The 13725-nt window shown below is 65.0% G+C and carries 12 protein-coding genes; 5 read left to right on the top strand and 7 right to left on the bottom strand.

Annotated elements, in window-relative coordinates; genetic code table 11:
• The first annotated feature begins 7 nt into the window (after positions 1 to 7).
• Positions 8 to 1195 carry an acetyl-CoA C-acyltransferase gene (locus IVB12_RS22760; RefSeq protein ID WP_247302216.1) on the top strand — a complete coding sequence of 396 codons (1188 nt, stop codon included), beginning with the start codon at positions 8 to 10 and terminating at the stop codon, positions 1193 to 1195.
• Between the two features lie 23 nt (positions 1196 to 1218).
• Positions 1219 to 2223 (top strand): nitronate monooxygenase family protein, encoded by a 1005-nt coding sequence (locus IVB12_RS22755; RefSeq protein ID WP_247302214.1) that lies wholly within the window; start codon positions 1219 to 1221, stop codon positions 2221 to 2223.
• A 137-nt stretch (positions 2224 to 2360) separates the two neighbouring features.
• Here IVB12_RS22755 and IVB12_RS38440 read toward each other — a convergent pair whose 3' ends face one another.
• From IVB12_RS38440 to IVB12_RS22730, 5 genes are all read right to left on the bottom strand, one after another.
• Positions 2361 to 3500: a DUF305 domain-containing protein gene (locus IVB12_RS38440; protein ID WP_247302213.1), complete on the bottom strand. Its 1140-nt coding sequence runs from the start codon at positions 3498 to 3500 to the stop codon at positions 2361 to 2363.
• On the bottom strand, positions 3497 to 3676 hold the full coding sequence (locus IVB12_RS22745; RefSeq protein WP_247302210.1) for a CsbD family protein: 180 nt from the start codon (positions 3674 to 3676) through the stop codon (positions 3497 to 3499). The genes IVB12_RS38440 and IVB12_RS22745 overlap by 4 nt, the downstream gene beginning before the upstream one ends.
• 150 nt (positions 3677 to 3826) lie before the next feature.
• A complete protein-coding gene (locus IVB12_RS22740; RefSeq protein ID WP_247302207.1) occupies positions 3827 to 5425 on the bottom strand; it encodes an alpha-amylase family glycosyl hydrolase in 1599 nt (532 codons plus the stop codon).
• A gap of 49 nt (positions 5426 to 5474) precedes the next feature.
• Entirely contained in the window at positions 5475 to 6017 is a 543-nt protein-coding gene (locus tag IVB12_RS22735; RefSeq protein WP_247302204.1) for a hypothetical protein, read from the bottom strand.
• 11 nt (positions 6018 to 6028) lie between these two features.
• Entirely contained in the window at positions 6029 to 7204 is a 1176-nt protein-coding gene (locus tag IVB12_RS22730; RefSeq protein WP_247302202.1) for a zinc-dependent alcohol dehydrogenase, read from the bottom strand.
• 166 nt (positions 7205 to 7370) lie between these two features.
• Here IVB12_RS22730 and IVB12_RS22725 point away from each other — a divergent pair, with 166 nt between their 5' ends.
• Positions 7371 to 8153 (top strand): SDR family NAD(P)-dependent oxidoreductase, encoded by a 783-nt coding sequence (locus tag IVB12_RS22725; RefSeq protein ID WP_247302199.1) that lies wholly within the window; start codon positions 7371 to 7373, stop codon positions 8151 to 8153.
• 131 nt (positions 8154 to 8284) lie between these two features.
• Positions 8285 to 9238, top strand: a complete 954-nt coding sequence (locus tag IVB12_RS22720) for a cation diffusion facilitator family transporter (protein ID WP_247280456.1) — start codon at positions 8285 to 8287, stop codon at positions 9236 to 9238.
• Between the two features lie 315 nt (positions 9239 to 9553).
• Here the strand turns inward: IVB12_RS22720 and IVB12_RS22715 are convergent, their stop codons facing one another.
• Complete coding sequence (locus IVB12_RS22715) at positions 9554 to 9904, bottom strand: RidA family protein (protein ID WP_247302196.1); 351 nt, start codon at positions 9902 to 9904, stop codon at positions 9554 to 9556.
• 200 nt (positions 9905 to 10104) lie between these two features.
• On the opposite strand from IVB12_RS22715, the gene IVB12_RS22710 reads away from it, so the two are divergent.
• A complete protein-coding gene (locus IVB12_RS22710; protein ID WP_247302192.1) occupies positions 10105 to 12426 on the top strand; it encodes a molybdopterin guanine dinucleotide-containing S/N-oxide reductase in 2322 nt (773 codons plus the stop codon).
• A gap of 65 nt (positions 12427 to 12491) precedes the next feature.
• On the opposite strand, the gene IVB12_RS22705 is transcribed toward IVB12_RS22710, so the two are convergent.
• Positions 12492 to 13652 carry an MFS transporter gene (locus IVB12_RS22705; RefSeq protein WP_247302189.1) on the bottom strand — a complete coding sequence of 387 codons (1161 nt, stop codon included), beginning with the start codon at positions 13650 to 13652 and terminating at the stop codon, positions 12492 to 12494.
• Positions 13653 to 13725 lie beyond the last annotated feature (73 nt).

The raw sequence follows: 13725 nt of genomic DNA, 5'->3' as shown, positions 1-13725 counted from the left end.
GGCCAGCATGACGACTGAAGCAGTCATCGTTTCCACGGCTCGGACCGCCGTCGGCAAAGCCTATCGCGGCGCGCTCAACAACACGGACGGCCCCACCATGGCCGGGCATGTGATGGCCGAAGCAGTGAAGCGCGCCGGCATTGCGCCCGGCGAAGTCGAGGACGTGGTGATGGGCTGCGCGATGCAGCAAGGCACCATGGTGATGAACGTCGCCCGGAAGGGCGCGATCCGCGCTGGCCTGCCGGTCACCGTCGCCGGCACCACCATCGACCGCCAATGTGCGTCGGGGCTGCAGGCCATCGCAGTTGCAGCGCGGTCGGTCATGCTCGATGGCGTCGAAGTCGCGATCGGCGGCGGCATCGAGTCGATCAGTCTCGTGCAGAACGAGCACATGAACAAGTTCCACGCCGTCGACGATGAGCTGATGGCGATGAAACCCGAAATGTACATGTCGATGCTCGAGACCGCCGAGATCGTCGCCGAGCGCTACAAGATCGGCCGCGACAAGCAGGATGAATACAGTCTCGAATGCCAACGGCGCGTCGGCGCTGCTTTGCAGGCCGGCCGCTTCAACGACGAGATCGTGCCATTCACGACCAGGATGGCGCTTGTCGACAAGGACACCAAGGAGGTCACCTACGAGGAGGTGACGCTGACAAAGGACGAAGGCCCACGCCCCGAGACCACGGCCGAGGGCCTGTCCAGGATCAAGCCGGTGTTCGAAGGCAAGACGATCAGCGCGGGCAACGCCAGCCAGCTTTCGGACGGTGCTTCGGCCTGCGTTATCATGAGCGACAGGATCGCGGCCAGGAAGGGCCTCAAGCCGCTCGGCATCTTCCGCGGCTTCGTCGCCGCTGGCGTCGAACCCGACGAGATGGGCGTCGGCCCTGTCGTCGCGATCCCGCGCTTGCTCAAGCGGCATGACCTCAAGATCGACGACATCGATCTTTGGGAGCTGAACGAGGCCTACGCGGTGCAGGTGATTTATTGCCGCGACAAGCTCGGCATCGACCCGGACAAGCTCAACGTCAACGGCGGATCGATCGCGATCGGTCATCCCTACGGCATGACCGGAGCGCGGCTTACCGGCCACCTCCTTCTCGAGGGCCGGCGGCGCAAGGCGAAGTACGGCGTGGTGACCATGTGCATCGGCGGCGGCATGGGCGCGGCGGGACTGTTCGAAATCATTCACTGAGCGGAAACGCGGGGAGGTCATTCGTGAAGACAGCGATCACTGAACTGTTCGGCATCGAACATCCGATCATCCAGGGTGGGATGCACTATGTCGGCTTCGCCGAGCTCGCCGCTGCGGTGTCGAATGCCGGCGGGCTCGGAATCATCACCGGTCTGACGCAGCGAACGCCGGAACTGCTGGCCAAGGAGATCGCGCGCTGCCGCGACATGACGGATAAGCCATTCGGGGTGAACCTGACTTTCCTGCCCACCTTCAGCGCGCCGCCCTATCCGGAATACATCGCTGCGATCAGGGAAGGCGGCGTCAAGATCGTCGAAACCGCCGGACGCAGCCCCGAACAGTACATGCCGGCCTTGAACGCGGGCGACATCAAGGTGATCCATAAATGCACCTCGGTCCGGCATTCGTTGAAGGCCGAGCAGATCGGCTGCGACGCCGTCAGCGTCGATGGCTTCGAATGCGGCGGCCATCCGGGCGAAGACGACATGCCCAACATGATCCTGTTGCCGCGTGCGGCCGAGGAACTGAACATCCCGTTTGTTGCCTCCGGCGGTATGGCGGACGCGCGCAGCCTGGTTGCGGCGCTGGCAATGGGCGCCGCCGGCATGAACATGGGCACGCGCTTCATCGCCACCAAGGAGGCGCCGGTGCACGAGAACGTCAAGAATGCCTTGGTCCGGGCGTCGGAGCTCGATACAAGGCTGGTCATGCGGGCGCTCCGCAACACCGAGCGGGTCCTGAACAACAAGGGCGTCGAGCAGCTGCTCGGGGTCGAGCGGGAGAAAGGCAAGAGCCTCAAGATCGACGACATCCATGATCAGGTGGCGGGCGTCTATCCCAAGGTGATGATCGAGGGCGATATGGACGCGGGCGCCTGGAGCTGCGGCATGGTCGTGGGGCTCATCCGCGACATTCCAACCGTGAAGGAGCTGGTCGACCGCATCATGGCGGATGCCGAGCGACTGATCAGGGGCAGGCTTACGGGATTTCTCGACGCTGACAGCGGGGCCGCGCTGAAGGTGGCGTGAAGCCGGGGCGAGCGACTCGGCTTTTTCTGGATCGAGCAGCGCACTCCCACGAGTGCGTCTGATGAGTCTTGAAGACGGTCTTGCCGCAAAGAGACTTCCTGGCCTGCCGCATCGATGCGAGCCAAGCTTGCTCGCGCTCAATTGACGTTGTCGCCGAACATGTTGCGAAAGGCCGTCGCCACCGCGGCGACGCCGCTCACGCCTTGCATCAGCGCGATCTCACCTTGCTGCTCATGGCGGAGGGCATGAGCCATGATGCGCAGGCGCGGATCGCCACGGCTGTGCCACATCTGGTCCGCCATCTTCACCGCACCCCGATGATGCAACGTCATCATCTCGACAAACAGGCGGGCGAACGCCTCCGGCGCGGCGATCCTGACCTGACGCATCTCGGCCGGCGTCAGAAAGCCCGGCATGGCGGAGCGCTCCTGCGCGGTGCAGTCCGGCATCTCCGTGTCGAACCAGCTCAGCCACCAGTTCTCGAAGATTGTTTTCTCGCCGGCCTGGCTTGCGATCATCAGCATGGCGAGCTTCTGCAAATGCGGGTCTTGCGCGCGCTCGGCTGCGATCCGCGCAAGCTCGATGCCTTGCGCGTGGTGTGTGGTCATGTGCCGGATATAGGCCTGGTCGACATCCCTGTCGCGTCCCATCCACGGCAGCTCGTAGCCATGGCGGCCGAAAAAAGCGATCGTCCCGAGCAGGGCGATCACGATCAGGGCGCCGGTGATCCAGGCATTGGTGAAGCGCAGATCGCGGGCGGGCGTATTGCCGTGGGCCCAGCGCAGCCGCGCGAACAGGGGATACATCACGGCCGACGAGCCGTGCACGAGAAGCCCGATCCAGTAGGGCTGCTGCAGTGTGAACAGGGGTTGCCAGAACGGAAAAAGCGGTACCAGCACGAACCATTCCATGCCTGAGGAAAACACCGCCCAGGGCAGCGCGAGCAGCAGGATCGTCAGCGGCCGCAAGTCCGCCGTCCAGCGTCCCAGCACGCCGAAGAAGACGACCGCCCAGGAAAAGTCCGCCCATTGATGGAACGCGATGCCGGTGGCGACCGCACTCCATGAGGGATCGGCGCTGATCGCCCAGTCGCGCGCCGGAATGGTGGCGACAATCATCCAGTCGACCGCTGCATCGCGGCCGATCCGCGCGGCGAAGAGCTGGCTGACGATGGTCGAGAAGGTGCTGCTGATGAGGCCGAGCGCGATGGCCGCGGTCCAGCGCGAGCGACGTCGCCTCCTGCTGACGGAAAGCGCCGGCTCAGATGGCGCGTTCACGTCAGCTGATGGAGCTTCTTCAGCGGATTGAGCTCGCTCGGTTTGTCCTGTTCGTCGCGGCCGCGCTCCGCCTCGGCCTTGCCGTCCTCATGGAGCTCCTGATCCCCGACGATCTCGCCGACAGCCTGTTTCGCCTTGCCGGCGATCCGCTGCTTAAGACCCTTCACCTTGCCCATCGCAGCCTCCAAGCTCACGCCGCCGCCCCGGCCCCCAAAGGGGGGAATGAGCGCCGGGGCTAGCGGTTTCGTCCAAAATGCGTCCGGCAGCATGGGGGAAGATGCCGGAGGCGTTGATCAGACTCCTCGGCGCGCCGATGGTTCCTCCGATCATCGCCGCGCGAGTTCGATGATCACGCCTTCATTGCCCCGAAGCAGGATCGATGCATCCGGCAATGGTTCGCGCGGCCGGTCCAGGTCGGTCGACATCAGCAGGCGCCCGCGGCCCTGCCAGTGCCATCTTCGCGGCTCGGCGGCCATGTTGAGCGCGACCAGCACTTCGCTTGGGCCCGCCAGGCGTTTGAAGGCGAGCACGTCGTTTTGCGAGCGCAGCGGCGCCTGGCTGCCTTCGCGCAGACAGGCATGCTCGCGCCGTAGCGCGATCAGCGCGCGAAACAGCGCCAGGATGGAGCGCTCGTCCCGTCTCTGTTGCGCCACGTTTGGCGCATCGCCAGGCCCCAGCGGCAGCCACGGGCTGCCGGTGGTGAATCCGCCGCTCTCGCCGTCATCCCAGCGCATCGGCGCGCGCTCGGGGTCGCGGCAAAGTCCATAGCCCGGCACGAGCTTCTCAAAGGGATCGTGAACGCAATCGGCCGGAATGGGAACGCGCTTGCGGCCGATCTCGTCGCCCATGAAGAAGAATGGCGTTCCACGCAGGGTCATCAAGAGCATCGCGAGCACGCGCATCTGCGCCGCACCGATCTTGCTGGCGATCCGCTGCTTGTCATGCCCGCCGATCACCCACACCGGCCAAGCGCCCTTGGGGATGGCGTTGAGATAGGCGTCGATGGTCGCCTGGAGCGACAGCGCGTCCCATTGCGAGTCCAGCAGCGCAAAATTCAGCGGCAGGTGCAGGCGAGGTCGATCGTTGCCGTAGAAGTGCCCGATCCGGTCGGTCTTGCCCTGAACTTCGCCGCACAACACCCGGTCCGGATAGGCATCGATCACCTCCCGGATGAATTCGATGCACGACATCGTCTCCGGCCGGTCGTCGGTAAATACGGGCGTATGGCGTTGCGGCGGCGGCTTGTCCTTGGCTTTCGGGTTCGGTGGATTGTCGCGCAAGAGATCGTCCTTGATCAGCACGGCGCTGGCATCGACGCGAAAGCCGTCGACGCCGCGGTCGAGCCAGAAGCGCATGACGTCGGCAATCGCTGCTCTCACGTCCGGATTGCGCCAGTTCAGGTCGGGCTGCTCGACCAGGAAGGAATGGTAATAATACTGCCGCCGCGCCTCACACCATTCCCAGGCGCTGCCGCCGAAACGACTGAGCCAATTGTTCGGCGGCCCGCCATTCTCGGCCGGATCGGCCCAGATGTACCAATCGGATTTCGCGCTGTGGCGCGAACTGCTGCTCTCGACGAACCAGGCGTGGTCGTCGGCGGTGTGATTGGGGACGAGGTCGAGAATGATCCGGATGCCTTCCGCGTGCAGGGCACTGAGGAGGCGATCGAACGCGTCGAGCGTGCCGAAACTCGGGTCGATTGAACAATAATCGGAGATATCATAGCCGAGGTCGCGAAAAGGACTGCGGTAGATCGGCGTGAGCCACACCGCATCGACGCCGAGCCATTTCAGGTAGTCGAGCCGCGACATCAAGCCGGCGAGGTCGCCTTTGCCGTCGCCATTGGAATCCTGGAACGAGATCGGCGCGATTTCATAGACGACTGCGGATTGCCACCACGCGCGTTCGTCACGGGATTCGGTCATTGCCTCGATTCACCTCGTGACAGTTTGACAGTGTGTCTCTCGCGCGAGCTCAGGATCGCTCGGGCATGGGGGGCGCAGCGATCTGCTTCGCGCCGCTTCTGGCGTTTTCCAGCCCCTTGGGGAAGCCGCTGCGGTTCGGATAGAGCTTGCGCCTCGCTTCGCGCGGCGGCCGCCGCGGCCTGGTGTCCTGCGCGGCGCGATAGTCGAGCATGGCGATGCCCCCGACCATCAGGAGCGCCAGCGCGATATTGCCTTTTTTGGGATTGTCGGATGTCAGTCCGGAGAGCAGCGCGGCGGCATCGAGGCCGTCGCCGCCGACGCGGGCCCAGAGGCCGGCGTTCTTGTCCACGGACAGTGACATGATCCCGGCAAGGATCTCCCGCACGCCGAAAGCGCGGACCAGCGTCTCATGGCCTTCCATGCCCAGCGTCGCGGTGATGCGCCTTGGCGCAAGGAATTCCACGGCGCCGAGACCGATACTGAACCAGCCGAGCGCGCGGGCGAGCTGGTCTTCGGGTCGCTTCAGGCTCGGCCCGCCCTCGAGGATTTTCGGATCACCCTTGGTGCGGACGATGTTGGAGAAGTGAAACATGGCGGACTTCCTCAGGGCTTCAGCACGACCTTGACGCAGGAGTCCCGCTTGTCGCGAAACACCTGGTACATCTCGGGCCCTTGGCTGAGCGGCACGGTATGGGTGATGACGAAGGACGGATCGATCTCGCCTTCCTCGATGCGGCGGAGCAGGTCGTCGGTCCAGCGGTTGACGTGGGTCTGGCCGGTCCGCATCGTCAGCCCCTTGTTCATGAATGCGCCCATCGGCATCTTGTCAGAGAAGCCGCTATAGACGCCCGCGACCGAGATGATGCCGCCGGGACGGCAGACATAGATCATCTCGCGCAACACGTGGGGCCGGTCGCTCTCCAGCATCACCATCTGCTTGGCGCGGTCGAGCAGCGTGTCCGGTTGCGAGGCCATCACATGCGCCTCCATGCCGGCGCAATCGATGCACTTCTCCGGTCCCTTGCCGTCGGTGAGTTCGTTCAGCCGTTCAACCACGCTCTCGGTCTCGAAATTGATCGTGGTGGCGCCGCCGGCTTCCGCCATGCTGAGCCGCTCGGGCAGGCAATCGATCGCAATCACCTGGTTGGCGCCGAGCAGGATGGCGCTGCGGATCGCCATCTGCCCGACCGGGCCGCAGCCCCAGATCGCGACAGTGTCGGTCGGCTCGATGTCGCACTGCACCGCGGCCTGCCAGCCGGTCGGGAAGATGTCGCTGAGGAACAACAGCTGCTCGTCGGGGATGCCGGCGGGAACTTTGATGTGCGTGGCATCGGCATAGGGCACACGCAGATACTCCGCCTGCCCGCCGGGATAGCCGCCGGTCAGATGCGTGTAGCCGAACAGGCCGGCGCAGGAATGACCGAACACCTTCTCGGCCAGATGACGCTTGCGGTTGGTGGTCTCGCAGACGGAGAAATTGCCGCGCTTGCACTGGTCGCATTCGCCGCAAATGATGGTGAACGGCACGACGATGCGGTCGCCTTTCTTCAGCTTGCCGTCGACGCCGGAGCCGACCTCGACCACTTCACCCATGGTCTCATGGCCCATGATGTCACCGGGCAGCATGCCTGGGATGAAATTGTGGAAGAGGTGCAGGTCCGAACCACAGATGGCGCAACTCGTGACCTTGATGATGGCGTCCCGCGGGTCCTGGATCTCCGGGTCGGTGACGCTGTCGCACCGGATGTCCTCCTTGCCATGCCATACCAGCGCCTTCATCTCCGTCCTCCGCCATCAATCACGTGGCATCTAAGTCCAGGAATGAACGATGGTTGCTATGCGACGCGCAAATTCCTCGCACTGCACGAGCCGGGGGCGGAAATTGGAACAGGGTGGCCGGTCGGGCGATTGGGCGTCATCATCCCAATCCGCAAGGATATGCCCTATGCCCGCCAATCAACTCGCCGTCGTCACCGGCGCCTCAACCGGTATTGGCCTGGAACTCGCCAGGTGCTGCGCCCAGGCAGGTTTCAATCTCGTCATCGCCGCGGACGAGCCCGCGATCGAGCGGGTGGCCGTCGACCTGCGTAGGCTCGGCGGTAGCGTGGAGCCGGTCGAGACCGATCTCGCCACCACTGAAGGTATCGATAAGCTCTGCGCCGCGATTGCCGACCGGCCGGTCGACGCGCTGCTGGCGAATGCCGGCATCGGCCTCGGCCGGGCCTTCCTCGATCAGGATTTCCAGCGCATCAGGCGCGTCGTCGACACCAACATCACCGGCACGCTTGACCTGATCCACCGGGTCGGCAATGCGATGCTGCGCCGCAACTCCGGGCGCATTCTCATCACGGGCTCGGTCGCCGGCTTCACGCCCGGCAGCTTCCAGGCGGTGTACAACGCCTCCAAGGCTTTTCTCGACTCGTTCTCCTTCGCTCTGCGCGAAGAGCTGCGCGATAGCGGCGTCACCGTCACTTGCCTGATGCCTGGCGCCACCGACACCGAATTCTTCCGCCGGGCCGAAATGATGGACACCAAGGTCGGCACCGAGCAGAAGGATGGCGCCTACGACGTAGCCAAGGCCGGCTTCGATGCAATGCTGCGGGGTGAGGCCGATATCGTCACCGGGTTGAAGAACAAGATCCAGACGACGGTCGCCAACATCACGCCGAACGAGATGCTGGCCAAGCAGCATCGGAAGATGGCCGAGCCGGGCACGGCAAAATCGTAGCGCGTGAGTGCACCAACTCTCGCGGCTCGCCGTAAACGGCGTCTGGTTCCCTCCGCTGTGCCGGCGAAAGCGCTGACCTTTGCGTAACCGGCGGGGCCGACGACTGCAGAGGAGGACTGGCGTTGGTGAACATGGCCGCTGCATCATCATCGAAGACCGCCGTCTATGCCGCGCTTGCCGGCAATTTGCTCGTCGCGGTCACCAAGATCGGCGCCGCCATATGGACGGGAAGCTCGGCGATGACCAGCGAGGCCGTGCACTCCGTGGTCGATACCTCCAATGAGGTCCTGCTGCTCTACGGCTACCGTCGCGCCAGCCGTCCAGCGGACGAATCCCATCCGCTCGGCTATGGGCGCGAATTGTATTTCTGGAGCTTCATCGTCGCCCTGCTGATCTTTGCGCTCGGTTCGGGCGTCTCGCTCTATCAGGGCGTCGTGCATGTCGTCGCGCCTGATCCGATCGAGGATCCCATCGTCAGTTTCATCGTGCTCGGGCTGTCGTTCCTGTTCGAGGGCGCCTCGTGGCTGGTCGCACTGCGCCGTTTCCGCTCGGACGCGGCGCGGTTTGGCTACTATCAGGCCTTTGTCCGCAGCAAGGACCCGCCCGCCTTCATGGTGCTGCTCGAGGACAGTGCGGCGCTGGTCGGCATCGTCATTGCGGCCGCGGCAACGGCGGCGGCGGTATGGCTGGCGCAGCCGGTGTGGGACGGCGTCGGCTCGATCCTGATCGGGATTCTCCTGGGGATCACGTCCGTCGGGCTCGCCCGCGAGAGCAAGAGTCTATTGATCGGCGAGCCGGCGCACCCTGAGCTTGCGCGATCGATCCTCGAGATCGCGCGGCGCTCGCCGGGTGTGCTACAAGCCAACGGGCTCCTGACAGTACAACTATCCCCCGACGAGATCGTCGCCGCCCTCAGCGTCGAGTTCGCCGACGAGAAGCGCGCCGACGATATCGAGCAATGCGTGATCTCGCTCGAGAGTGAAATCCGCAAGCATCATCCGAGCGTCGCGGCCCTGTTCATCAAGCCGCAGACGAACGCGCGCTTTCACGCCGTTCGGGCGAAACGCTGGAGCCGGAGGTCCTAGCCACGGCGGCGTTAGCGGCCCGCCGGCGCCATGAAGCCAAAGAACGCTCCGAGCCTTGGGAGATGTGATGCAGGGAGCGTATTGCAGCCGTTATGAAATTCTGCGGGCGCGAGCGTGCTGGCCGCGACAGGCCATCGCCGTCAGGTACTTGAGATCATCCCAGTCAAACAACACAGGTCCCAACGCCCGCAGCCATTCTAATGCAAGAGATCTACATCAGTATCCTTCGAGCGCAGAATCCCCTGAGGGAAGCGGCGCTTTGCGACCGCCACGCAGGCCGCGACGCGAATCCGCACAGCGGATCGGCCTGCACCACTATTGCCGCGCAGCGATGGCGGTCATCTCGAGCTTGACGCCCGGGCCGAGATCGGCGACGCCAATTGCGGCGCGCGCCGGCAGATGAGCTTCTGCAAAGTGCGCCTTCCAGGCCGCATTGAACTCGGCCTTCTCCTTCAGGTCGGTCATGTAAATGGTCACCTGCAAGATGTTGGCCAGATCGGATCCGAGGGTCTTCAGCAGCTGCGCCAGTTGCCGGAGGACGTCGTTTGCCTGGCCCGACATATCGAGGCTCGTGTCCTCGGGAACGATTCCATCGATGTAAAGCACGCCATTGTGCTCGACCACTTCGTGCAGCAGACCTTCGTAAGGCGAGACGCGCTTGATCATGATGAGACCGTTGTGGCTTGAGGGGAGGGACGCATATCGCACATGTCCACGACCAACACGAGCCCCGTACCGCGCTCGTGCTCCGCTCGACGCCTTGCTTTTCACACACGGGAGCCCGGCGTTTGCATCAGCCCGGATCTCGATGACATCGGGATGCGGATCGCTATACTGCCACCACGTATCGGAACAAGGACGATCTAATGGACGACACGATTGGCTTCCCCGACCCCGGCCTCGACCTGTCCGACGGCTTCAAGCCGCATACTTCGCATTGGGGCGTGTTTTCCGCGCGCCAAGGCAAGGCCGGACTCGAGGTGAGGGCCTATGCGGGGGATCCCGATCCGAACGGTATCATCGACAATTTCCCGGGCGCACTGCGCCATCAGGCCCGCATCGCCCGGCCGGCGATCCGCCGCGGCTGGCTCGAGCGCGGTCCCGGCCCGGACGATCGCCGCGGCCGCGACGAATTTGTTACCGTGAGCTGGGAGAAGGCGCTCGATCTGCTCGGCGACGAGCTGGCGCGCGTCCGCGACACGCACGGTCCGGGCGCCGTGTTCGGCGGCTCCTATGGTTGGTCGAGCGCGGGCCGCTTTCATCACGCCCAGAGCCAGGTGCATCGCTTCCTCAACATCGCGTTGGGCGGCTATGTGCGTTCGGTCAACACCTATTCTTCCGGCGCGTCCTCGGTGCTGCTGCCGCAGATCCTGGCGGGATACGAGGATATCACCAAGCGCAACGTCACCTGGGAGCAGATCGCGGCTGACACCGAGATCGTGCTGGCCTTCGGCGGCATGGCGCTGAAGAATTCTATGGTCGCCGGCGGCTCGATCAGCAAGCATGTCGAGCGCGGCGCCATGGCAGCGGCGCGCCGGCGCGGCTGCGAGTTCGTCCTGGTCAGCCCGCTGCGCGACGACCTTCCGGTCGAAGCCGGCGCCGAATGGCTGAGCTGCGTGCCCGGCACCGACACCGCGCTGATGCTCGGCATCGTCCACACGCTGGTGAGCGAAGGCTTGCACGATCAGGCCTTCCTCGATCGCTATACGGAGGGGTGGCCGATCTTCCTGCGCTATCTCACCGGCGAAAGCGATGGGCAAGCGAAGCACGCCGAATGGGCCGCCCCGATCTGCGGCGTCGACGCCGACCATATCCGTGCGCTGGCGCGCCGGCTCGCCGGAAAGCGCGCACTCATCACCGTATCGCATTCGCTGCAGCGCGCCGAACATGGCGAGCAGCCAGTGTGGATGGGGCTGGTGCTGGCGGCAGCGCTCGGCCAGATCGGTTTGTCCGGCGGTGGCTATGCCTATTCGTTAGGTGCGATCGGCTATTACGGCCGCCGCGTCAACGACGTGCCGGGGCCGACGCTGGGGCAGGGCCGCAACGGCGTTGCCGATTTCATTCCGGTCGCGCGCATCGCAGACATGCTGCTCCACCCGGGCGCTACCTACCGCTACAATGGCGAGACGCGCACCTATCCGGACGTCCGCCTCGTCTACTGGGCAGGCGGCAATCCCTTCCATCACCACCAGGACATCAACCGTCTGCGCAAGGCGTTTGCGCAAGTGGACACGCTGGTCGTGCACGAGCTCGGCTGGACCGCGACGGCCCGGCATGCCGACATCGTGCTGCCCGCAACCATGACGCTTGAGCGCGAGGACATCGGCTATTCCACCAACGATCCCCTCATGGTCGCTATGCACCGCATCGCCGAGCCGTTTGGCCTTTCGCGCGACGACTACGAGATCTTCGCCGATCTCGCCGAGCGTCTCGGTGCGCGCGAACCTTTCACTGAAGGCCGCAGCTCGCGGCAGTGGCTCGAGCATCTGTATGAGCCGACCCGCGCCTCGCTGGCCAAGCGTGGCCTGGAGGCGCCGAGCTTCGATGAATTTTGGCAACGCGGCAGCCTGATCGTGCCGCAGCAGCCCGATGACGGCGGCAGGCTGCGCCGCTTCCGTGAGGATCCCACAGGTCACGCGTTGCCGACGCCGAGCGGCCGCATCGAGATCTTCTCGGCGAAGATCGCAGGCCATGGTGATGCGGATTGTCCTGGTCATCCGGTCTGGCTGGAGAAGACCGACACACCGAAGCCCAATGCGCCGTGCTTCCTCGTCGCCAACCAGCCGGTGACGCGCCTGCATAGCCAGCTCGATTTCGGCGGACATTCGCTGGCCGCTAAACATCGCGGCCGCGAGGTCGCGCGCATGAATCCGCGTGACGCTGAAGCGCGCGGCATCAGGGATGGCGATATCATCCGCCTGTTCAACGACCGCGGCGCCTGCCTTGCCGCAGTCCACGTCACCGACGGCATCGCGCCCGGCGTGGTGCAACTGCCGACCGGCGCGTGGTATGACCCGATGGATCCCGAGGACGACGCGCCGCTCTGCGTGCACGGCAATCCGAACGTGCTCACCCGCGACATCGGCACCTCGTCCCTGGCGCAGGGTTGCACGGGACAGTTGACAGCGGTCGAGGTGGAAAAGTTCACGGGCAATCTGCCACCGATCCGGGCGTTCGATCCGGTGTAGGGTATTCGTCGAAGCCCGGATGGAGCGCGAGCGTAATCCGTGACCGCTCGTCCAGCATCGGCCGCTCACGCCCGGGCGCGCGCTGTCCGGTGCTGCTCTTTCGTGACGATGCCTGCCGACAGCGTGACGAGACCCATCAGCGCGGCCAACAGCCAGAACGCCGTTGGCAGCCCACTGGCGCGAGCAACGAAGCCCACGCCGGCGGGACCGAGGAGCACGCCGGCATAGCCGGCAGTCGTGATCGCCGCGACGGCGAGGCCCGTGGGCATGGCTTTCTGCTTGGCCGCCCCGCGGAACAGCACGGGCACCAGATTCGATGCGCCGAGGCCGATGAGCAGGAAGCCGGCTATGGCAACCGCCGCCACGGGAGCCGTGAGCAGGACCACGAAGCCCGCGATGGCGATGAGGCTTCCCCACAACAGCGTGGCGCGGTCTCCGATGCGTGCGACGACGGCGTCGCCGCCGAGCCGCCCCACGGTCATCGCGATCGAGAACACCATATAGCCGGCGCCGCCTTGCGCCTCCGAGACGAGACCCGCGCCGATGACGAGCAGAGCGCCCCAATCGAGCATCGCGCCTTCGACCAGGAAAGTGATGGCGCCAAGCAGCGCGAGCAGGAGCACCGATCCGTGCGGCAGCACGAACAGAGGTCCCCCCTGCACCTGCGCTGAGCGGAGCAGGCGCGGCCACATCACCAACATCGCGATCAGCATCAGGATAGAGCAGACCAGCGCGCAGGTGAGCGCGCCGAATTGCAGCGAGAGCAGTGCCGTCATCAGCGCAGAGCCGGCGAAACCGCCGATGCTGAACAGCGCGTGGAAGCCGGACATCAGCGGACGGGCCGCGGCGCGCTCCACCTCCACCGCATGGATGTTCATGGCGACGTCGATCGAGCCGAGCGCGGCCCCGAAGGCAAAGAGCGCCAGCGCCAGCGCTGCGGGCGAGCTCGCGATCGCAAGCAGCGGCAGCACCAGGGCGAGACTGAGCCCGCCGGCGATGATGATCGGTCTGCTGCCGTAGCGCGCACTCAGCACGCCGGTCAGAAGCATGGCGAGGACCGAGCCGATGCCGAGGCTGAGCAGCAGCAATCCGAGCATGCCGTCATCGACGCCGAGGCGCGTCTTCGCGAACGGCACCAGCGGTGCCCAGCACGCGATGCCAAAGCCCGCGACGAGGAAGGCGAGCCGGGTCGCAAGGCGTGTTGCCGGCCGGTCGGCAGAAAGCATGGGAACTCCGGGGGAGCATGGGCGGGCGGCCGACAAGCCCCAGGATTGCCGCACCATTATGTCCGAACGGTGC

Source organism: Bradyrhizobium sp. 179, from assembly GCF_023073535.1.
Lineage (GTDB): Bacteria > Pseudomonadota > Alphaproteobacteria > Rhizobiales > Xanthobacteraceae > Bradyrhizobium.
The sequence above is the reverse complement of the archived record's forward strand: the minus strand, read 5'-3'. Positions and strand labels throughout refer to the sequence as shown.